Origin of the sequence: Idiomarina loihiensis, from assembly GCF_024584785.1 — a bacterium.
Lineage (GTDB): Bacteria > Pseudomonadota > Gammaproteobacteria > Enterobacterales > Alteromonadaceae > Pseudidiomarina > Pseudidiomarina fusca.
This window is the reverse complement of the sequence record NZ_CP074112.1, coordinates 2,612,196-2,629,465: the sequence shown is the minus strand read 5'-3', so window position 1 is coordinate 2,629,465 and position 17,270 is coordinate 2,612,196. Positions and strand designations below refer to the sequence as shown.

At 48.6% G+C, this 17,270-nt stretch carries 17 protein-coding genes; 8 read left to right on the top strand and 9 right to left on the bottom strand.

Features of this window, described 5'->3' with window-relative positions:
- Window positions 1–16: 16 nt before the first annotated feature.
- Window positions 17–1,195 (bottom strand): PepSY-associated TM helix domain-containing protein, encoded by a 1,179-nt coding sequence (locus KGF88_RS12610; protein ID WP_153826254.1) that lies wholly within the window; start codon window positions 1,193–1,195, stop codon window positions 17–19.
- Window positions 1,196–1,350: 155 nt separating this feature from the next.
- Between KGF88_RS12610 and KGF88_RS12605 the strand changes: the two genes are divergently transcribed.
- The 3 genes from KGF88_RS12605 (at window position 1,351) to typA (ending at window position 6,807) form a co-directional block, all read left to right on the top strand.
- A complete protein-coding gene (locus KGF88_RS12605; RefSeq protein WP_228759479.1) occupies window positions 1,351–3,708 on the top strand; it encodes a TonB-dependent receptor domain-containing protein in 2,358 nt (785 codons plus the stop codon).
- A 100-nt stretch (window positions 3,709–3,808) separates the two neighbouring features.
- Window positions 3,809–4,834 carry a CNNM domain-containing protein gene (locus KGF88_RS12600; protein ID WP_110077093.1) on the top strand — a complete coding sequence of 342 codons (1,026 nt, stop codon included), beginning with the start codon at window positions 3,809–3,811 and terminating at the stop codon, window positions 4,832–4,834.
- Between the two features lie 143 nt (window positions 4,835–4,977).
- Window positions 4,978–6,807 (top strand): translational GTPase TypA, encoded by a 1,830-nt coding sequence (gene typA, locus KGF88_RS12595; RefSeq protein ID WP_153826255.1) that lies wholly within the window; start codon window positions 4,978–4,980, stop codon window positions 6,805–6,807.
- A gap of 156 nt (window positions 6,808–6,963) precedes the next feature.
- On the opposite strand, the gene KGF88_RS12590 is transcribed toward typA, so the two are convergent.
- From KGF88_RS12590 to KGF88_RS12580, 3 genes are all read right to left on the bottom strand, one after another.
- Window positions 6,964–7,368 (bottom strand): GreA/GreB family elongation factor, encoded by a 405-nt coding sequence (locus tag KGF88_RS12590; protein WP_153826256.1) that lies wholly within the window; start codon window positions 7,366–7,368, stop codon window positions 6,964–6,966.
- A 231-nt stretch (window positions 7,369–7,599) separates the two neighbouring features.
- Window positions 7,600–8,262, bottom strand: a complete 663-nt coding sequence (gene trhA, locus KGF88_RS12585; protein WP_110076986.1) for a PAQR family membrane homeostasis protein TrhA — start codon at window positions 8,260–8,262, stop codon at window positions 7,600–7,602.
- A 16-nt stretch (window positions 8,263–8,278) separates the two neighbouring features.
- Window positions 8,279–8,560: a DUF3081 domain-containing protein gene (locus KGF88_RS12580; RefSeq protein ID WP_153826257.1), complete on the bottom strand. Its 282-nt coding sequence runs from the start codon at window positions 8,558–8,560 to the stop codon at window positions 8,279–8,281.
- 229 nt (window positions 8,561–8,789) lie between these two features.
- Here KGF88_RS12580 and KGF88_RS12575 point away from each other — a divergent pair, with 229 nt between their 5' ends.
- Window positions 8,790–9,404, top strand: a complete 615-nt coding sequence (locus tag KGF88_RS12575) for a TetR family transcriptional regulator (protein ID WP_162014559.1) — start codon at window positions 8,790–8,792, stop codon at window positions 9,402–9,404.
- Between the two features lie 12 nt (window positions 9,405–9,416).
- On the opposite strand, the gene KGF88_RS12570 is transcribed toward KGF88_RS12575, so the two are convergent.
- The 3 genes from KGF88_RS12570 to KGF88_RS12560 form a co-directional block, all read right to left on the bottom strand.
- Entirely contained in the window at window positions 9,417–9,929 is a 513-nt protein-coding gene (locus KGF88_RS12570) for an NADPH-dependent FMN reductase (RefSeq protein WP_153826258.1), read from the bottom strand.
- Window positions 9,926–10,582 carry a DUF2959 domain-containing protein gene (locus tag KGF88_RS12565; protein ID WP_110076982.1) on the bottom strand — a complete coding sequence of 219 codons (657 nt, stop codon included), beginning with the start codon at window positions 10,580–10,582 and terminating at the stop codon, window positions 9,926–9,928. Before KGF88_RS12565 ends, KGF88_RS12570 begins: the two co-directional genes overlap by 4 nt.
- A gap of 96 nt (window positions 10,583–10,678) precedes the next feature.
- Window positions 10,679–11,395, bottom strand: coding sequence for an SDR family NAD(P)-dependent oxidoreductase (locus KGF88_RS12560; RefSeq protein ID WP_110076981.1), 717 nt, complete (start codon window positions 11,393–11,395; stop codon window positions 10,679–10,681).
- A 95-nt stretch (window positions 11,396–11,490) separates the two neighbouring features.
- Here KGF88_RS12560 and KGF88_RS12555 point away from each other — a divergent pair, with 95 nt between their 5' ends.
- The 4 genes from KGF88_RS12555 to KGF88_RS12540 are packed head-to-tail and all read left to right on the top strand — an operon-like array spanning window position 11,491 to window position 14,037.
- Window positions 11,491–12,405 (top strand): virulence factor BrkB family protein, encoded by a 915-nt coding sequence (locus KGF88_RS12555; RefSeq protein ID WP_110076980.1) that lies wholly within the window; start codon window positions 11,491–11,493, stop codon window positions 12,403–12,405.
- Complete coding sequence (gene dtd / locus KGF88_RS12550) at window positions 12,402–12,854, top strand: D-aminoacyl-tRNA deacylase (RefSeq protein WP_153826259.1); 453 nt, start codon at window positions 12,402–12,404, stop codon at window positions 12,852–12,854. Before KGF88_RS12555 ends, dtd begins: the two co-directional genes overlap by 4 nt.
- Before the next feature lie 18 nt (window positions 12,855–12,872).
- Window positions 12,873–13,775, top strand: coding sequence for a bifunctional GNAT family N-acetyltransferase/hotdog fold thioesterase (locus KGF88_RS12545; RefSeq protein ID WP_153826260.1), 903 nt, complete (start codon window positions 12,873–12,875; stop codon window positions 13,773–13,775).
- A gap of 13 nt (window positions 13,776–13,788) precedes the next feature.
- A complete protein-coding gene (locus KGF88_RS12540) occupies window positions 13,789–14,037 on the top strand; it encodes a TraR/DksA family transcriptional regulator (protein WP_110076977.1) in 249 nt (82 codons plus the stop codon).
- On the opposite strand, the gene hutH is transcribed toward KGF88_RS12540, so the two are convergent.
- Window positions 14,034–15,572, bottom strand: a complete 1,539-nt coding sequence (hutH, locus tag KGF88_RS12535) for a histidine ammonia-lyase (RefSeq protein ID WP_153826316.1) — start codon at window positions 15,570–15,572, stop codon at window positions 14,034–14,036. The two genes, KGF88_RS12540 and hutH, sit on opposite strands and share 4 nt — an antisense overlap.
- A gap of 14 nt (window positions 15,573–15,586) precedes the next feature.
- Window positions 15,587–17,266 carry a urocanate hydratase gene (hutU, locus tag KGF88_RS12530; protein WP_153826261.1) on the bottom strand — a complete coding sequence of 560 codons (1,680 nt, stop codon included), beginning with the start codon at window positions 17,264–17,266 and terminating at the stop codon, window positions 15,587–15,589.
- Window positions 17,267–17,270: the final 4 nt, after the last annotated feature.

The window sequence follows — 17,270 nt, the reverse complement described above, 5'->3', positions numbered from 1 at the left end:
ATTCAGATTCGCGTGATTATTGTGCTGTTACGCTTAACTTAATCAGGCCGAGCTCGTGTTGACCTTGCACTTGAGCGCTCACCGGTGCCTGCAATGGCAGGGTGATAGGCAGTTGTAGATGTTCACGACCACCAACCTCACGCGCGGCTTCAATATTCAACCGATACTCACCTGGCGGTAACTCGGCTAACTGCGGTAAAAATTGGCTTAAATTAAGGTTATGGCTGCCCGGGCGGCGGGTTGCTCCAGTAACTCCATCAATCGGCATGGTGGCCATGCGGCCACTGCGGCGCCACCATTGACGCATATCCTTGAGCCATTTTTCGCCCTCTTTGTTTGCTAGTTTGCCGTCATACCAAACAGCGAGGTCAGCCACCCGTTGATGTTTCGCATCGGCTAACCAGATAGCAACATAAGGTCGATGATATTCAGCCACATCTAGCTGCGGGATCTCTACGTGCAATAGCATCTGCTTGGGCGAAGCGGCTTCTGCTGCATGGGCTGGTACCAACAAGGCTAACCAAGGAACAACCACGCCCAGAGCTACCCACCACCAAGTAGATTTACGACCTTTGGCATAGCGCTTTAATAACAATAAACCGCTTACTGAAAACACCAGCATCACGACCGCTAAAATATCTAACATAGTTATCCATCCCCAGCCGGTATTGCGGCCCTTGTGTAAATCGTTGAAATAGGCAATCCAGCCTCGATCAATGCTTTCTTGGTAAAACATGCCGGTCTCTAAATCGACTCGAAACCAGAGATCACCACCGGCCCGAGGTAAGCCAAAATAGGCCTCAAACTCGTCCCACTGGGCGGCTTTTTCAGCAGGCAAGGATTGCTGCTGCGAACTTAAGTACCAACCTCTGAACACCGCTGGTAGAGGCCCTTCCGCGCTGTAAGACCCTTCGAGTAATTGCTGCTGGCGGGCTTGCATTGCCTGTACCACAGCCGTGGGCAGCTGCTGCTCTATCACTGTTGTAGAGGGCGAGGCTTCTAGCTGATGCGCATGGTTTAAGGTGATGCCCGTAAGCGCGAACAAAAGTGTCGCAACTAAGCAGGCGGCTGAACTAACCCAATGCCAAGCTTTCAGATCGCGCCAGCCTGATTTGCGGCGCGTGGGTTTATCCTGTGCAGCATGACGGCGCTTGGATTTAGGCGATTGACTTGTTGATGAAGTGATTGGGCACATTCTTCGAATCCGTTCTACCTAGTTGAGCTCTCAAAGCAAAAACCGACTTGGTCAATGTTTTTGAGAATTATTATCATTTAACTGTTTACATGATAAATGAGAGTTATTATCATTTGCAACATCGGATTCATTAATTTTCATTAAAAGGTTGTTTTATGTCACTTCGGACTCGTCCTACACCGCTTGCTTTAATGATTGCATCACTGGTATTCACCACTATCCAAGCGCCAGCTATGGCTGCTGGCGAACCGGTTCCAGACGCTGATGCAAAAGACCGCGTAGAGCGGATCGTGGTTACTGCTGCGGGCTACGAAACCAAGGTTATTGATGCACCAGCGAGTGTAACCGTGGTAACTCGCGAAGATTTGGCAACCAAACCCTATTCGGGCTTAGCCGATGCCTTGCGTGATATAGAAGGTATTGATGTAGGTTCTGGACAGGATAAGAACGGTAACTTAAGTATCACCATGCGCGGCTTACCCGCTGAATACACCTTAGTGTTGATTGATGGCCGTCGCCAAAATGATACCGGTGATATTGGGCCTAACAACTTCGGTAACAGTCAGTATATGTACATGCCGCCGTTGGCAGCTATTGAACGCATTGAAGTGGTACGCGGGCCTATGTCTACTTTGTATGGTACCGATGCCATTGGTGGGGTAGTGAATATTATTACTCGCCGCACCCTGGATGCCTGGCACGGTGATGTGTCGGTAGCTGGTACCTTGCAAGAAGATGACCAATACGGCAATGACCAAAAAGTTGATTTTTACCTTACCGGTCCTATTAACGAGGCCTTGAGCCTTGCCTTACGCGGCAGTGGTTATTGGCGCGAGCCTAGTGAACCGGGCTACGTGACTGAACTGCCGTTGCCCGATGGCAGCACTTGGACCGATTCAGGCAGCTTTGGCGACCGCAAGATTGTCGGCGGTAAGTCTTGGAACTACGGTGCTACTTTAGACTATAACCTGACTGAAAAGCAGCGCTTTGCGCTTAGTTACGATTTAGCTAAACAGCGCTACGATAACACTCAAAGCCAAGTGGGTACGCTTGATTCTGCCGAGAACATGTGGCGAGCTGGCGGCAACGGTTTAGTTGAGCCCCGGGTTGGTTATGCGCCTTACCAGCGGGTGCAACGTGAGCAAGCTGTGCTCTCTCATATTGGTACCTTTGATGCTGGCGTATGGCGCAATAGCATCACCCATAGTATCAGCGAGAACTTAGGCCGTAGCTTACCGCTGTCTTTGGCAGAACGTGCTGCGTTTCAACAGCTGTGGGACCAAGCAGTCGCAGACCAAGGCGTGAGCCGACCGGTACTGACTGATGATATTCGCGCGGTGATTGAGAGCGAATACTTACCTCGCCCTAATCGACCACTAAAACTGACCAACTGGATTTTTGATTCGACTTTTGAGATGAGCTTCGCCCGCAATAAGCTGGTGACTGGGGTGCAATACCTTGATGTCTCCATGGAAGACGGGGTGTTTGGTTTTTACGGTAGTGATTATCGCGCAGGAACCACTCAAGACCATCGCCAATGGGCTATTTTTGCAGAGAACAGTTTTGATGCAACCAACTCGCTGACCTTAACGACCGGCGCTCGTTACGATCATCACAATATCTTCTCTGGACAGTGGAGTCCGCGCGTTTACTTAAACTACAGCATTAACCCAGACTGGACCGTTAAAGGCGGGATCAGCACCGGCTATAAAGCACCTAAACCCAATGATCTCTTCCCTGGCATCACTGGCTTTGGTCGCCAAGGTACCATTCCTTTGGTGGGTAGCCCTAACCTGCAACCAGAAACGAGCGTGAACTACGAAGCGGCCGTGTATTTTGATAACGCATACGACTTTACCGCCAACCTCACCGTGTTCTACAACGAGTTTGACGACAAAATCATTCGTCAAGACAGTGCCCCTAACTGTGAGATCGCACAGCCAGGTCAGTATTGTGTAGACATTGGTGAGGGTTGGGCGGACCTTGGCTACGACTACTTTACTCAATATGCCAACGTTGACAAAGCGGTCACCAAAGGTGCTGAGGTGTATGCTGAATACGATATTACCGATGCTTTAAGCGTACGCGGTAACTACACCTACACTCACAGTGAAGTGCGCAGCGGCGCTGACAAAGGTTTACCCTTGGTCAATACGCCTGAGCACATGGCCAATGCTACGCTAAGTTACGCCCTAACCGATGCACTGAGCTTTGATTTACGTGCCGAAGTACGTGGTGAACGCTTCCGTGGTACCGCCAACGTGACCGGCCCGGCCGGCCCTGAAACCGTTGAGGAATATTACAAAGCTTACGAACTGTTGCATTTAGGGGCTAACTACGAGCTCTCTGAATCATGGACTTTACGGGCCAGAATCAACAACTTGCTTGATACCGACTTGTCTAGCCGCAGCTGTTTGCTAGCCGACAATGAAGTTGAGTACTTATGTTCGCCCGATTACAACACGGCTGAACGCGCCCGCAGCTTCTGGTTCTCAGCCAGCTACAGCTTCTAATAACCAGCGTTTAAGTACTTGCGAAGAGGGGCTGCGGCCCCTTTTTTTGTGCTTACAGTTGTGCCACAATCGCTTGTCTTATTTAACTTATGTGAAACCCATGTTCCTGCTGATTCTGTTTGCTTTTATTGCCGTTGGTATTTCTTTTTTATGCTCCATTCTTGAAGCTGCCTTGCTCTCTATCACGCCAAGTTACGTGGCGCAACTTAAGGCAGAACAACCGGTATTGCATGGCAAACTACAAGCGCTCAAAGATAATATTGACCGCCCCCTTGCGGCTATTCTTACCCTCAATACCGTAGCCCATACTGCAGGTGCAGCGGGCGTAGGTGCACAAGTTGGTGTGGTGTTTGGCGATGGTTATTTAGCGATTGCCTCAGCAGTCATGACCGTCTTAATTTTGGTGCTCTCAGAAATCCTCCCTAAAACTATCGGTGCCAAATTCTGGCGTCAGCTAGCTCCTTTATTGCCTGGCATCCTGAATCTGATGATCCTCATCTTGAAGCCTTTCATTTGGCTATCCGATCAAGTCACCAAACGTATTGGTGGAGAAGAAGATGTTGATGTGCGCTCAGAAATTAAGGCGCTGGCGACCTTGGGTGAAGAGCAAAAAATCATCGATACCGATGAGCGTCGAGTGATCAGTAATATTCTGGACCTGCACACCATTCGTGTGCGGGATGTGATGACACCACGTACGGTGTGCGAATCCGTGCGCCCAGACGAAACCGTCAGTGACTTTTTGTATCGGGTAAAATCTATGCCCTATTCGCGCTTTCCGATTATTGATGCAGACGAAGTACCTCATGGCATTATCTTACGCAATGAAGCACTGGAGTCAGACACCTCGCAAAACATTGCTGAATTAGCCCGCGAAGCCGAAATTGTTAGCGAGATGGTGAACGTTGAAAAACTGATGGCAAGACTCATTCAGCAGCGTCAACATATGGCATTGGTGTACGATGAGCATGGCACTTGGATGGGCTTAGTGACACTAGAAGATATCATTGAAACCATCCTCGGCCAGCCTATTATGGACGAAACTGATACGGTTCCGAGCCTTCGTCGCTATGCCCAGCAACGCTGGGGTAAGCGCCTCAAACACGACAATAACAGCGTAAATTAAGTCTTTAGCTGCCACAAGCCTGTAAAAAAACTAGCGTAGTGTTAGCTGTATGCGTATAATACGCCGCTATTTTAACCACTCGTGACATTCTCGCGGCGTGGCCATTTTGGGGTCCTATCCTCGCGTTTTTACAGGCTTTATCAATGACAATTCAAGCAACTGAACTTTCCAAGCTGCGCAATATTGCAATTATTGCGCACGTTGACCACGGCAAAACCACCCTTGTTGACAAACTTCTTCAAAGCTCCGGCACTTTAGAAAGCCGCGGTGGCGCTGAAGAACGGGTGATGGACTCCAACGATCTTGAGAAAGAACGTGGCATTACCATTTTGGCGAAAAATACAGCGGTAAATTATCAAGACTACCGTATCAACATTCTTGATACCCCTGGACACGCCGATTTTGGTGGTGAAGTTGAGCGGGTATTGTCGATGGCCGATTCAGTGTTGTTGGTGGTTGATGCCGTTGACGGACCTATGCCACAAACCCGCTTCGTTACGCAAAAAGCTTTTGCGCATGGCTTGAAGCCGATTGTTGTTGTAAACAAAATCGACCGTCCGGGCGCTCGTCCTGATTGGGTTATCGACCAAATTTTTGATCTGTTTGACAACCTAGGTGCTACCGATGAGCAACTAGATTTTCCAGTCGTTTATGCTTCTGCATTAAACGGTTGGGCAACCCACGATTATAACGTGGTGACTGACAACATGACCGCGTTGTTTGAAACCATTCTAGACAAAGTATCTCCGCCCGATGCGGATCGTGATGGTCCATTGCAAATGCAAATTTCACAGCTTGATTACTCAAGCTACGTGGGCATTATCGGTATTGGCCGGATTAAACGTGGTTCATTGAAAGTTGGCCAGCAGGTAACTGTGGTTGGCGCTGATGGTTCTACTCGTAACGGTAAAGTTGGCCAAGTCTTTGGTTATTTGGGCTTAGACCGTATCGAAACCGATAAAGCGAGTGCCGGCGACATCGTTGCTATTACTGGCTTAGGCGAATTAAAAATCTCTGACACCGTATGTGCGGCTGGCTCAGTAGAAGCTCTGCCTGCATTAACTGTAGATGAGCCAACAGTAACCATGACGTTCCAAGTAAACACCTCTCCGTTTGCTGGTAAAGAAGGTAAGTATGTTACTTCTCGTCAAATTCTTGAGCGCCTGCAACAAGAGCTTAAGCACAACGTTGCCTTACGCGTAGAAGAAACTGACAACCCAGACCGCTTCCGGGTGTCTGGCCGTGGTGAGTTGCACTTAGGCGTACTTATTGAAAATATGCGTCGCGAAGGCTTCGAGCTGGCGGTATCTCGCCCTGAAGTTATCATGCGCGAAGTAGACGGCGTGAAAGAAGAACCGTTTGAAAACCTGACCGTGGATATTGAAGAGCAACACCAGGGTTCAGTGATGGAAAAACTTGGCTTGCGTAAAGCTGAAATGACCAACATGACCCCAGATGGTAAAGGCCGTATTCGTATCGACTTCGTTGTACCTAGCCGTGGTTTGATTGGCTTCCAGACTGAGTTTATGACCTTAACCTCAGGCACCGGTTTGCTTTACCATAGCTTTGATCACTATGGTCCGTTTAAAGGCGGCAACATTGGCCAGCGCATCAACGGCGTCTTGATTTCTAACGCCCAAGGTAAAGCCCTAGCCTACGCCTTGTTTAACCTACAAGAACGCGGCCGGTTAATGCTTGGCCACGCGGAAGAAGTTTACGAAGGTATGGTGATTGGTATTCATAGCCGGTCTAACGACCTAACCGTAAACTGTCTGAAAGGTAAGCAATTAACCAACATCCGTGCAGCTGGTACTGATGATGCCTTGTTACTAACGCCACCTATTCGGATGTCATTAGAGCAAGCTCTTGAGTTTATTGATGACGATGAATTGGTAGAAATCACACCAAAATCAATTCGTGTTCGTAAGCGCTTGCTTACTGAGAACGAGCGTAAACGAGCTAGCCGTAGCTAATTGATTAGTCACAACAGCTTGATTAAAAAAGCCAGTCAGAAGGTTCTGACTGGCTTTTTTTTCGGTTATCCTAATGGTACCGGTTAGTCCGCTTTGTTCTTCTTTTCTCTACGTTTTTCTTTCAACGTTTTTTGCGGCTTTTTCTTCTGCTTTTCTTTACTCATGATGATCTCCTGCTGAGTTGATGGCAACAACACACCAGTGACTTTCACTGGCCCTATCAGACAAATAAAAAGTAGCGCCTAACGGCAAAGAAAGTAGCGCTAACCCCATCGGCGAAAGATAAGAGATCTTATGTCGCTGTAAGTTAGCGCTACTTGGCTCGACAATTGTCAGATGAAAAACTTGTTTATCATTGGCATTTAATTGACGCACGGTTACCCGCGAACCTATCACCACCCGTGCATTCATTTTTGATGCAGGACGGTCGCTGAGTTCTAAGCGTTGATAGAGATCGGCAAGTAATAAAGGGTCTTGTAGTACCCTAAATTGCTGACATTGAAACCATGACTGATGTAAACAAGCGGCGGAGTTACAATAACCCCAAATACGCGCAAGCACGGCTTTACTCCTACCGAACTAAAACACGAAAAATCATTAATTAGCTACATGGCTAGTTGCTTTGGATAAAACAAGATACGCCGATTGCTTAAACTGCAATCGGCTTAATTTGGAAAGGTGAGTGCGGTACTTAGAATTGAATAATCGTACTTAAACATAATAAAACTGGTTACCCTCTTTGCTTAGGCGCAACCATAGCCCTTTCATTTAGGAAAGGCAAGCCACCATAACTTAAATCATATTCGGTTGCGGCAAAACATAATAAAAGACGGATAAGAAGTGCAGCACACTGCCGGCTAAAACAAAGAGATGCCATATGGCGTGATGAAATGGCAGTGACTTCCAGACATAAAAAATCACGCCAAAGGTATAGGCTAGGCCACCGCCTAATAATAACCATAAACCTCCGGCGGCTACGTTATCTAGCATGGGTTTTATCACCAAAATGGCCATCCAACCTAGCCCTAAGTAGAGGCTTAGCGAAAGCCATTTTTTGCGTTCTTTAAGCGCAAGCTCAATAACCACGCCGAAGATAGCAATGCTCCACACCACCGCTAGCAGCGTCCAACCCCACGCGCCACGTAAGTTCACCAAGGCGAACGGGGTGTAGGTGCCGGCGATCAGCACATAAATGGCGGCATGATCAAGATGCTGGAAGAAGGCCTTAATTCGCGGCCACGGAAATGCATGATAAAGCGTCGAGGCCGAATACAATAAAATCAAACTTCCGCCATAAATAGCCGCACTGACCACATGAAAAGTGTCACCATAAGTACTGGCCCAAGCCAGCATCAGCACTAATCCGACAATGGCTGCTATGGCGCCAGCACCATGGGTTAACGCATGGGCGACTTCTTCAGCCACACTATAGGCTTTGTGCTTTATCTTGGTCATGCCATCCTACTCTGGGTTAAGTTTCGGTGCGTTTGGGCTCGTAATGGCCTTGGCTAATATTTTCTAGTGCCCGCATGAACATTTCATACTGGCGTTCATTTTCATAATCCAAATGATATTTATTGTGGAACTCAAGCGTCATACGTACGCCATGTCCCTCTAAAAAGACGGTATAGCCATCGTGGTCGGTATAGGCCGAAATACCCTCTAAGGTATGCTTACCTTGTTCGGCTTTACCGTATTGATGAATTGTCTCGTAAGCATCTAATACTAAGCGTTGATCAATCTCATTCTTCATGGCAACCCCCTGTTAAAACTTATTAGGCTACGTTTGAGCATAGCACTTGCGGTTCAACAATGACTATTTTTTGTCTTTGACTCTATACTTTAACTCTATACTTTAACTCTATAGTTAAGCTATGGGGATTAAGATCTTATCTTGCAAGTTTTGCATTTATACATACATACATGCATGTTTGTATAAAATAGTTTATAATCGTCCATGGTTTATTCAATTGAGGTGAATTGTGGTACGCCGTACAAAAGCTGATGCATTAACAACCCGCACTGAGTTATTAGATGCCGCTGAGCGAGTATTTAGTAGTAACGGGGTAGCTAATACCTCGATGATGCAAGTTGCCGAAGCCGCTGGGGTAACACGCGGCGCTATTTATCATCACTTTCAAAACAAACTGGATCTTATCAATGCATTGATGGATCGGGTTAAATTACCTGTCGATGAAATGCTAGAAGAAATTGTCCAAGCTCATCAGGATAATCCACTAGCTATTCTAAAAGCGCGCTGCCTTCATATTATTCATCAGGTTGAGCACGATCCGCACATGCAGGCGCTAATCAATATCTTGCTGCACAAATGCGAATACGTGGACGATGCCTTACCGATTCATTTACGCCATCTAGGCGGTCGTAACGCTTGCATTGAAGAGTCTTGTATTTTGCTTGATGAAGCAAAAAAGAAAGGCCTTATTGGTGCCGATCTTAATTCTCAAGCGATTGTGTTGGGATTATTCAGCTTGGTTGATGGGCTGATGTACAACTGGCTACTCGATAAAAGCTTGTTTGATTTAAACAGTACCGCCAAACAAGCCATTGAATGTTACTTCAAGGGCTTGCAGGCTTAACTCGGCTTAAAATTAGCCACCTTGCGCAATAAAGCTCTCAATAGCTGCTTGGTCAAACTCAGCTAGGCTTTCTGCGCTGGCATTAGCGCAGCTAAGAAACATGGGTGCAACCCAACTTTGTACAGCACTCATCACTGTATTTAAATGGGTCAATACCCGCATACAGCCTAAGCGACCTGGCGCAGCGCCAGCTAGTAACACGGTTTTACCCTGCCACGGATTCTGTGGTAGCCGGGTCGACCAATCAATCGCATTTTTTAATAAAGGCGGAATCGAACTATTGTATTCAGGCGATACAATAATCACTTTGGTGACGTCGTTGATAGCTGTCGCTAGCTTCTGAATATTTGACGGTACTCCATTTTCTTGCTCGTAGTCGCCTTGATACAAAGGTGCATCTAAATCGGCGGCAGCATACAGGTGGCAGGCCTCGCCCGCAGCCGTTGCGACTGCCGCAATTCGTTGCTGCAGCACGGCATTAATAGAATCTACGCGGCTGCTGCCGGCAATGATAAGTAAACTCATGATTGTCCCTCTTGCATGGCTTTAATAAAGGCGTCAGATTCCGCTATTGCCGCTTCCATTTCTTTGATCAACACAGCTATATCCGTTTCTAAACTACGATACTCGCCGCGAATGGCATCTACCGCCGACGCATTGAGGTTATGCTTTAAAAATAGAACGTTGTCCTGCAGTTTAGCTAACACGGGGTCCATGGTTGCCGCGGCCCGCTCCATACTTGCTAACAGACTTTTGTACCGCCGTTCGGTATCACGAAGTGAGCGCTCGCTTTGGCGACGCATGGCGTCATTAGAGTACATCGCAAGTTCATCTTGCCATTCGTCAAACAGTGCTTCGGCGACATCATGAATGGCTTCAATGCGATCGTTAACCCGCTCGGCCGCCGCTTTACTGGCTTCATAATCATCATTTAACGCATTGTAGCGCTGCTCTAGCTCACCACCGTCAATGTTCAACAACGCATCAAGTTGTTCTAACGCTGATTTAAATTCTTGCTGGGCATCGCCTTGCGCTTCACGAGCATCGTCCACTCTATCCACGAGAATATCGCGCTTATGAATGCCGACTTTTTCCATGGCGCCGTAGTAAGCACTTTGGCAGCCCGTTAACAGTACTGCGCCTAAGGCAACACTGGCAATCTGCAGCAGAACTCGCATAACATCTCCTTATTTGCTGTGGTGTAATCACCACAGTATACCTGCAAGGCTGTTGTTTAATAAAGAAACTAACCAACAAACTATCATAGCCACCATCTAAAAAGGTAGTAAGGTACCGTCCCAATGCCAAAGCGCACCGCTGTGCTGCGGATCGAGTTGTGCGATGACAGCTGCAATACGTTGTGCCGATAGTTGCGCAGAGTAGAGCTTATCTGGCGTGAGTCGGGCTTGGAAGGGTTTAGAAAGTTCGGTATCCGTGGTACCCGGATGAATCGCTGCGATGGTGAGCTGTTTATGTGTACGTCGTAACTCTATCGCGGCGGTTTTAAGCAACATGTTTAGGGCCGCTTTACTGGCTCGATAACTGTACCAGCCTCCCAAATGGTTATCAGTGATACTGCCAACCTTGGCGCTCAATTGCACAAAGCTGCATGGTTGCTGCCGAGGTAAGTAAGGCACTAATTGCTGTAACAGCAATAGCGGCAATATGGCATTCACCTGATATTGATGTTGTAACTGCGCCAGATTAAGATCCGCTAAACGCTTTTCTGGCTGATAACTATCGGTGTGTAATAACCCAATAGCGCTAAGCACCCCACTCACGACCTGACCGGCGGCCAACTGCTCCGTTAAGACTTCAAACAGCGGCGCTAAATGCTCTGGCTGGTAACCTGCGACTTGTACCCAAGTCACCTCAGCGGCCAAGGATACCGGCGGCGCTGTTCGAGAAACAGCAATCACAGGTTCAGCTTGGCTGTAATAATCCACCAACGCACGACCTAAACCACCATTTGCACCTATAATTATCCGCATACTTGCTCCTCTATCTTGATATAGTCTTTACGCAAGCACTAGGGTTTGGGATTATAACGCCCTACTAAATAGTCAGATTAACTCAAGGAATCACCATGACCGAGCTGTCATCTTGGCAACAACAAGGGTTAGAACGGCTGCGCTACGCGGGGCGGTTTTTGTTGTATTTTGGTAAGCGCTGTTTAGACGACCGCGTCACCATTATTGCCGGCCACTTAACCTTTGTTAGCATGTTGGCGTTGGTGCCGATGATGGTGGTGATGTTTTCGATTTTCTCGGCTTTTCCTATGTTTGAAGAGTTACGTGAACAGCTAGAAGCCTTTTTATTCGCCAATTTGCTGCCCACTTCTAGCGAAGTCATTAGCGAGTACTTAAATACCTTTGTTGGTAATGTTTCTAAGATGACCACCATTGGGGTGGTTTTTGTGATTGTGGTGGCGGTAAATCTTATCAGCACTATTGATGCCACCATGAACCGTATTTGGCGTAATCATCAACGCCGACGCATTGTGGTTGCGTTAGCTGTGTACTGGATGATTTTAACCTTGGGCCCTATTCTGATGGGTTCGGGGATGGCCGTGAGCTCTTATCTGATATCTTTGACAGCATTTGCTGAAGATTACGTATCAGGAATTCGTACCACGCTCCTCAGCGCAGTGCCGATTGTCACCTCGCTGGTTGCTTTTTTACTGCTGTACGTGATGATGCCAAACCGTATCGTACGCGTGCGACATGCCTTTTGGGGGGCGCTGCTAGCTGCCATCTTATTCGAAGTCAGCAAAAGAGGCTTTGCGGCCTATATCACTGCGTTCCCTAGTTACGAAGCCATTTATGGGGCTTTGGCTGCTATCCCAATTTTGTTACTGTGGATTTTCGTGTCATGGAATATTGTGTTGCTGGGTGCCGAATTAACCGCAAGTATTGAAGAGTTCACTACCCCAGCGGCACCTCCTGAGGCCGATCCCGCTGCAGCAGCAACCTCTAACACTGGAGATCAGGGGTCTGAATGAAAGCTTTAATTCAACGAGTGCGCCAAGCTAGCGTGAGTGTGGCTGATGTTAAGGTTGGTGCGATAGAACAGGGCTTACTGATCTTGCTCGGGGTAGCCACCAGCGATACCCTAGCTGATGCGCACAAGTTAGCGAACAAAGTGGCTCACTATCGCGTCTTTGCCGATGCCGATGACAAAATGAATGTGGGTTTAATCGATGCCCGTGGCCAAGCGTTAGTGGTGTCGCAGTTTACCTTGGCAGCCGATACTGATTCTGGCCGACGGCCAAGTTTCTCTACTGCGGCAGCTCCGGCTCAAGCAGAGCCTCTTTATGAGGCCTTTGTTGCAGAGTTAACTAAGCTTGGTATCTTCTGCCAAACCGGTCAGTTTGGTGCCGACATGCAAGTTAGCCTGGTGAACGATGGCCCCGTGACTTTCTTACTGCAGGTACCCGCAGCAAAGACTTAGTAAAGGATAAAAACATTTATGTATCGAGTAATTACGCCGTCTACGCCAGAACAATGGGAAAGTTATTATTATCTGCGCTGGCGGGTATTGCGCGAGCCTTTTCAACGTCCACGCGGCTCTGAACAAGATGAATATGATGGTGTAGGTCAACATCGTACGGTGGTGAACAGTGCCGGCGAAGCCATTGCTATTGGCCGTTTACATTTTAATAGCCCTGACGAGGGACAAATCAGGTTTATGGCCTCGGCTCCTGAGCACCGGGGCGAAGGCCATGGCGTAGCTATCGTGCATGAACTAGAAAAGGTAGCTCGTGCTGAAGGTGCCAAGCATGTTGTGATTAACTCACGTGATAATACCCTCGGTTTTTACATTAAATGCGGCTACGAGGTGGTAGAAGAAGGCGATACCGTGAAAAACCCGCAAGCCGAGCACCAGTTGCGCAAAACCTTTACCGAGTTTAACCGCATTATTTATCGTCCTAGTTGGTGCCAAGATCTACAACAAACCTGGCATCAAGAAATTCCTATCACGGATACCATGGGCATACGTATTACTCAGTATACGGGGCGCGAATTTGAGACGGCTGCCATCTTGTCGCGCAATATTAATGTGCATGGCACTATGTTTGCCGGCAGTATTTATTCACTCGCAACCTTGACATGCTGGGGCTTACTGCATTTACAATTGCGCGAAAGAGAGTTAGCCGGAGCCATTGTGTTAGCCGATGGGCAGATCAGCTATCACAAACCGGTGAGTAAAGAACCTAGAGCGCTGGCTCGCTTATCAAGTTTTACCGGGGATTTAAGCAGCCTTAGCCAGGGGCAAAACGCACGCGTAACGCTTAAGTCGCAAATTTACGATGGCGATAAACCGGTCGCAGAATTTACTGGCCAGTTTGTTGTTTTAGCGAAGAAAAAATAAAAAGGACGTAAACATGAGTGAATCATTAACCGCCCAGCAGTTGTTACGCATCCGTAGTAAGTTAGAAACCGTGGTCAACGAGCAACCCAACAGCCGTAACGCTGAAAGCGCACAAGCTGCACTGCAACGTATGCGTAGTGGCGAATATGGCTATTGTATTGAGTGCGGTGACGAAATTTCAGCAGCGCGGCTAGCAGCCAAACCAGACGTTGCTCTGTGTGTTGACTGCCAAGCGCTTAAAGATGAAGAAGAGGACGCTTAAGCGTCCTCAAGTAATGCCCCGGTGGTTATTAATGAAGATAACTCACCTTGCTTGATAAGCTGTGAAATAGCAGCGATATCAGGCGAAAAGTAACGATCTTGATCATAAAAACCTACCTTTGACCTTACCATGGCATGCGCCTGTTCTACTGCATTAGCAGCTTTTAACGGGCGTCTAAAATCTAACCCTTGAGCCGCTTCTAATAGCTCAATAGCCACAATATCACGCACGTTAGCTGCAATATCTGACAATCTTCGTGCGGCAAAGGTAGCCATAGACACATGATCTTCTTGGTTTGCCGAGGTCGGCAGGCTATCAACCGATGCCGGATGCGCTAGGGTTTTATTCTCTGAAGCAAGAGCAGCTGCAGTCACCTGCGCCAGCATAAAGCCCGAGTTAACCCCACCGTCATTCACTAAGAAAGGTGGCAAGTTACTTAGATGGTGGTCGATTAAAAGTGCACTACGGCGTTCCGATAAGGCACCAATCTCACTGGCCGCAATCGCTAAGATATCAGCTGCCATTGCCACTGGTTCGGCATGGAAGTTGCCTCCTGAAATAATGTCGCCATTATCAAAAAATACCAGCGGGTTATCGGTTACACCATTAGCTTCGCGCACCAAAATAGCGCTGGCATGTTGCAGCTGATCAAAGACCGCACCCATCACCTGTGGTTGGCATCGCAACGAATAAGGATCTTGAACTTTTTCGCAATCCGCATGGTTACTACCAATCTCTGACGTATCACCCAAGAGCTGCCGGAAGCTCGCTGCGACAGCGATTTGGCCGGGTTGACCACGCACCGCATGAATTCGTGCATCAAAGGGTGAACGCGAGCCCATGGCAGCCTCTACTGACATAGCTCCAGTGACCAAGGCTGCATCAAATACCCGCTCGATTTGGAATAAACCATGCAACGCCAAAGCCGTGGACGCTTGGGTACCATTAAGTAGCGCTAAGCCCTCTTTGGGTGCTAAGCGGCCGAGCGGCTGCAACCCTACTTTAGCTAAACCGGTAACCGCATCGTAGATCTCGCCATTGATGCGAACTTGGCCTTCACCTAGTAGTGGCAACACCAGATGCGCCAGCGGGGCTAAATCACCCGACGCACCTACTGAGCCTTTGCTGGGTACGCAGGGGTACACTTGATGATTAAGTAAATCAACCAACGCATCAATAACCTCTTGGCGGACGCCAGAATAGCCACGGCTGAGCGAGTTGATTTTGAGTAACAACATCAAGCGGACAACGGTATCACTCATCAGCTCTTGAGTACCTGCAGCATGGGATAACACAATACGGCGCTGCAGATCTTCTAATTTTTCGGGTGGGATACGAGTGTTTGCCAGCAAGCCAAAGCCGGTATTAATGCCATAGACCACTTTGCCGGCGGCCAGCACCGCAGCTACGGTTTGTTGTGACTTAGCAATTGCTTCATAAGCTGCGCTCGTCAAACTCAATTGCTGTGGCTGCTGCCACCAGTCGCGCAGTTGCTCTAAACCCAGTGCACCTGGCTGTAATTCAAAACTTGGCATCTTCGTCATTGCTGTCATTTGGATTGCTCCACCATAGGTAAATCTAAGCCTTGCTCACGGGCGCACTCTTGTGCAATTTCGTAGCCAGCATCGGCATGACGCATCACGCCAGTGCCAGGATCGTTCCATAGCACTCGGCCTAAGCGTTGCTCAGCAGCATCACTACCATCAGCAACAATCACCACGCCGGCATGTTGGGAGTAACCCATACCAACCCCGCCGCCATGATGTAGGCTAACCCAAGTTGCGCCACCTGCGGTATTTAACAAGGCGTTTAACAACGGCCAATCTGACACTGCATCGGAGCCGTCTAACATGCTTTCGGTTTCGCGGTTAGGGCTGGCCACAGAGCCAGAATCTAGATGGTCACGGCCAATCACAATCGGCGCTTTCAACTCGCCGGTTCTTACCATCTGATTGAAAGCTTTTGCAATGCGCGCACGGTCTTTTAGGCCAATCCAGCAAATACGAGCCGGCAAGCCTTGGAAGGCAATACGTTCACGCGCCATATCTAACCAATTATGTAAGTGCTTATCGTCTGGGATCAGCTCTTTCACCTTGGCGTCCGTTTTATAGATATCTTCAGGGTCACCAGATAACGCGACCCAACGGAATGGGCCTATCCCTTGGCAAAACAAAGGACGAATATAAGCTGGCACAAAGCCAGGAAAATCAAAGGCATTGGCTACCCCCACATCCTTTGCCATCTGCCGAATATTATTGCCATAATCAAGGGTTGCCGCGCCTCGCTGTTGCAGCGTTAACATGGCTTGTACTTGTACCGCCATCGACTGTTTCGCGGCAGCTACGGTGGCGGCTGGGGCTTGCTGCTGTTGTAGCTGATAGTCAGCTAAACTCCAACCTTGTGGGACATAGCCATGCAAAGGATCGTGTGCTGAAGTTTGGTCTGTCACCACATCGGGAGTAACCCCACGGGCTACCAGCTCCGCATAAACATCGGCGGCATTGCCAAGCAGGCCAACCGAAATAGCTTCGCCCTTGGCTCGTGCTTGCTCTAGCAGTTGTAGTGCTTGATCTAGGCTTTCGGCTTTGTAGTCCAGGTAGCGCGTGCGCAAGCGAAAATCAATTCGAGTTTCGTCCACTTCAACAGCCAGCATACTGTAGCCCGCCATGGTTGCCGCCAGCGGCTGCGCTCCACCCATACCGCCAAGCCCGCCGGTAAGGATCCAACGGCCACGAGTTTCGCCGCCAAAATGCTGGCGCGCAACGGCCACAAAGGTTTCGTAAGTACCTTGAACAATGCCTTGCGAGCCGATGTAGATCCAAGACCCTGCGGTCATTTGACCGTACATCATCAAGCCTTGCTGATCTAATTCGTTAAAGTGCTCCCAAGTGGCCCACTGAGGTACTAAATTTGAGTTGGCAATCAGGACTCGCGGCGCATCTTCATGAGTCGTGAATACTCCCACTGGCTTACCCGATTGAACCAATAAAGTTTGATGGGGCTGCAAGCGTTCTAATACTTCAACGATTTTATCGTAGGCTTCCCAGCTGCGCGCGGCGCGGCCAATACCGCCATACACCACGAGCGCTTGCGGATGTTCTGCCACTTCTGGGTCGAGATTATTCATCAGCATCCGTTTGGCAGCTTCAATCTGCCAGTTTGCTGTAGTGAGCTGACTACCGCGGTCTGCACGAATCTGGCGACTGCTATCTAATCGGGTGAAACTCATCGTA

Bases quoted from the DNA above. Each gene is read 5' to 3' on its own strand.
- KGF88_RS12610 (WP_153826254.1), bottom strand. From the start codon at position 1,195: ATGTGCCCAATCACTTCATCAACAAGTCAATCGCCTAAATCCAAGCGC.
- KGF88_RS12605 (WP_228759479.1), top strand. From the start codon at position 1,351: ATGTCACTTCGGACTCGTCCTACACCGCTTGCTTTAATGATTGCATCA.
- KGF88_RS12600 (WP_110077093.1), top strand. From the start codon at position 3,809: ATGTTCCTGCTGATTCTGTTTGCTTTTATTGCCGTTGGTATTTCTTTT.
- typA (WP_153826255.1), top strand. From the start codon at position 4,978: ATGACAATTCAAGCAACTGAACTTTCCAAGCTGCGCAATATTGCAATT.
- trhA (WP_110076986.1), bottom strand. From the start codon at position 8,262: ATGACCAAGATAAAGCACAAAGCCTATAGTGTGGCTGAAGAAGTCGCC.
- KGF88_RS12580 (WP_153826257.1), bottom strand. From the start codon at position 8,560: ATGAAGAATGAGATTGATCAACGCTTAGTATTAGATGCTTACGAGACA.
- KGF88_RS12570 (WP_153826258.1), bottom strand. From the start codon at position 9,929: ATGAGTTTACTTATCATTGCCGGCAGCAGCCGCGTAGATTCTATTAAT.
- KGF88_RS12565 (WP_110076982.1), bottom strand. From the start codon at position 10,582: ATGCGAGTTCTGCTGCAGATTGCCAGTGTTGCCTTAGGCGCAGTACTG.
- KGF88_RS12560 (WP_110076981.1), bottom strand. From the start codon at position 11,395: ATGCGGATAATTATAGGTGCAAATGGTGGTTTAGGTCGTGCGTTGGTG.
- KGF88_RS12555 (WP_110076980.1), top strand. From the start codon at position 11,491: ATGACCGAGCTGTCATCTTGGCAACAACAAGGGTTAGAACGGCTGCGC.
- dtd (WP_153826259.1), top strand. From the start codon at position 12,402: ATGAAAGCTTTAATTCAACGAGTGCGCCAAGCTAGCGTGAGTGTGGCT.
- KGF88_RS12545 (WP_153826260.1), top strand. From the start codon at position 12,873: ATGTATCGAGTAATTACGCCGTCTACGCCAGAACAATGGGAAAGTTAT.
- KGF88_RS12540 (WP_110076977.1), top strand. From the start codon at position 13,789: ATGAGTGAATCATTAACCGCCCAGCAGTTGTTACGCATCCGTAGTAAG.
- hutH (WP_153826316.1), bottom strand. From the start codon at position 15,572: ATGCCAAGTTTTGAATTACAGCCAGGTGCACTGGGTTTAGAGCAACTG.
- hutU (WP_153826261.1), bottom strand. From the start codon at position 17,266: ATGAGTTTCACCCGATTAGATAGCAGTCGCCAGATTCGTGCAGACCGC.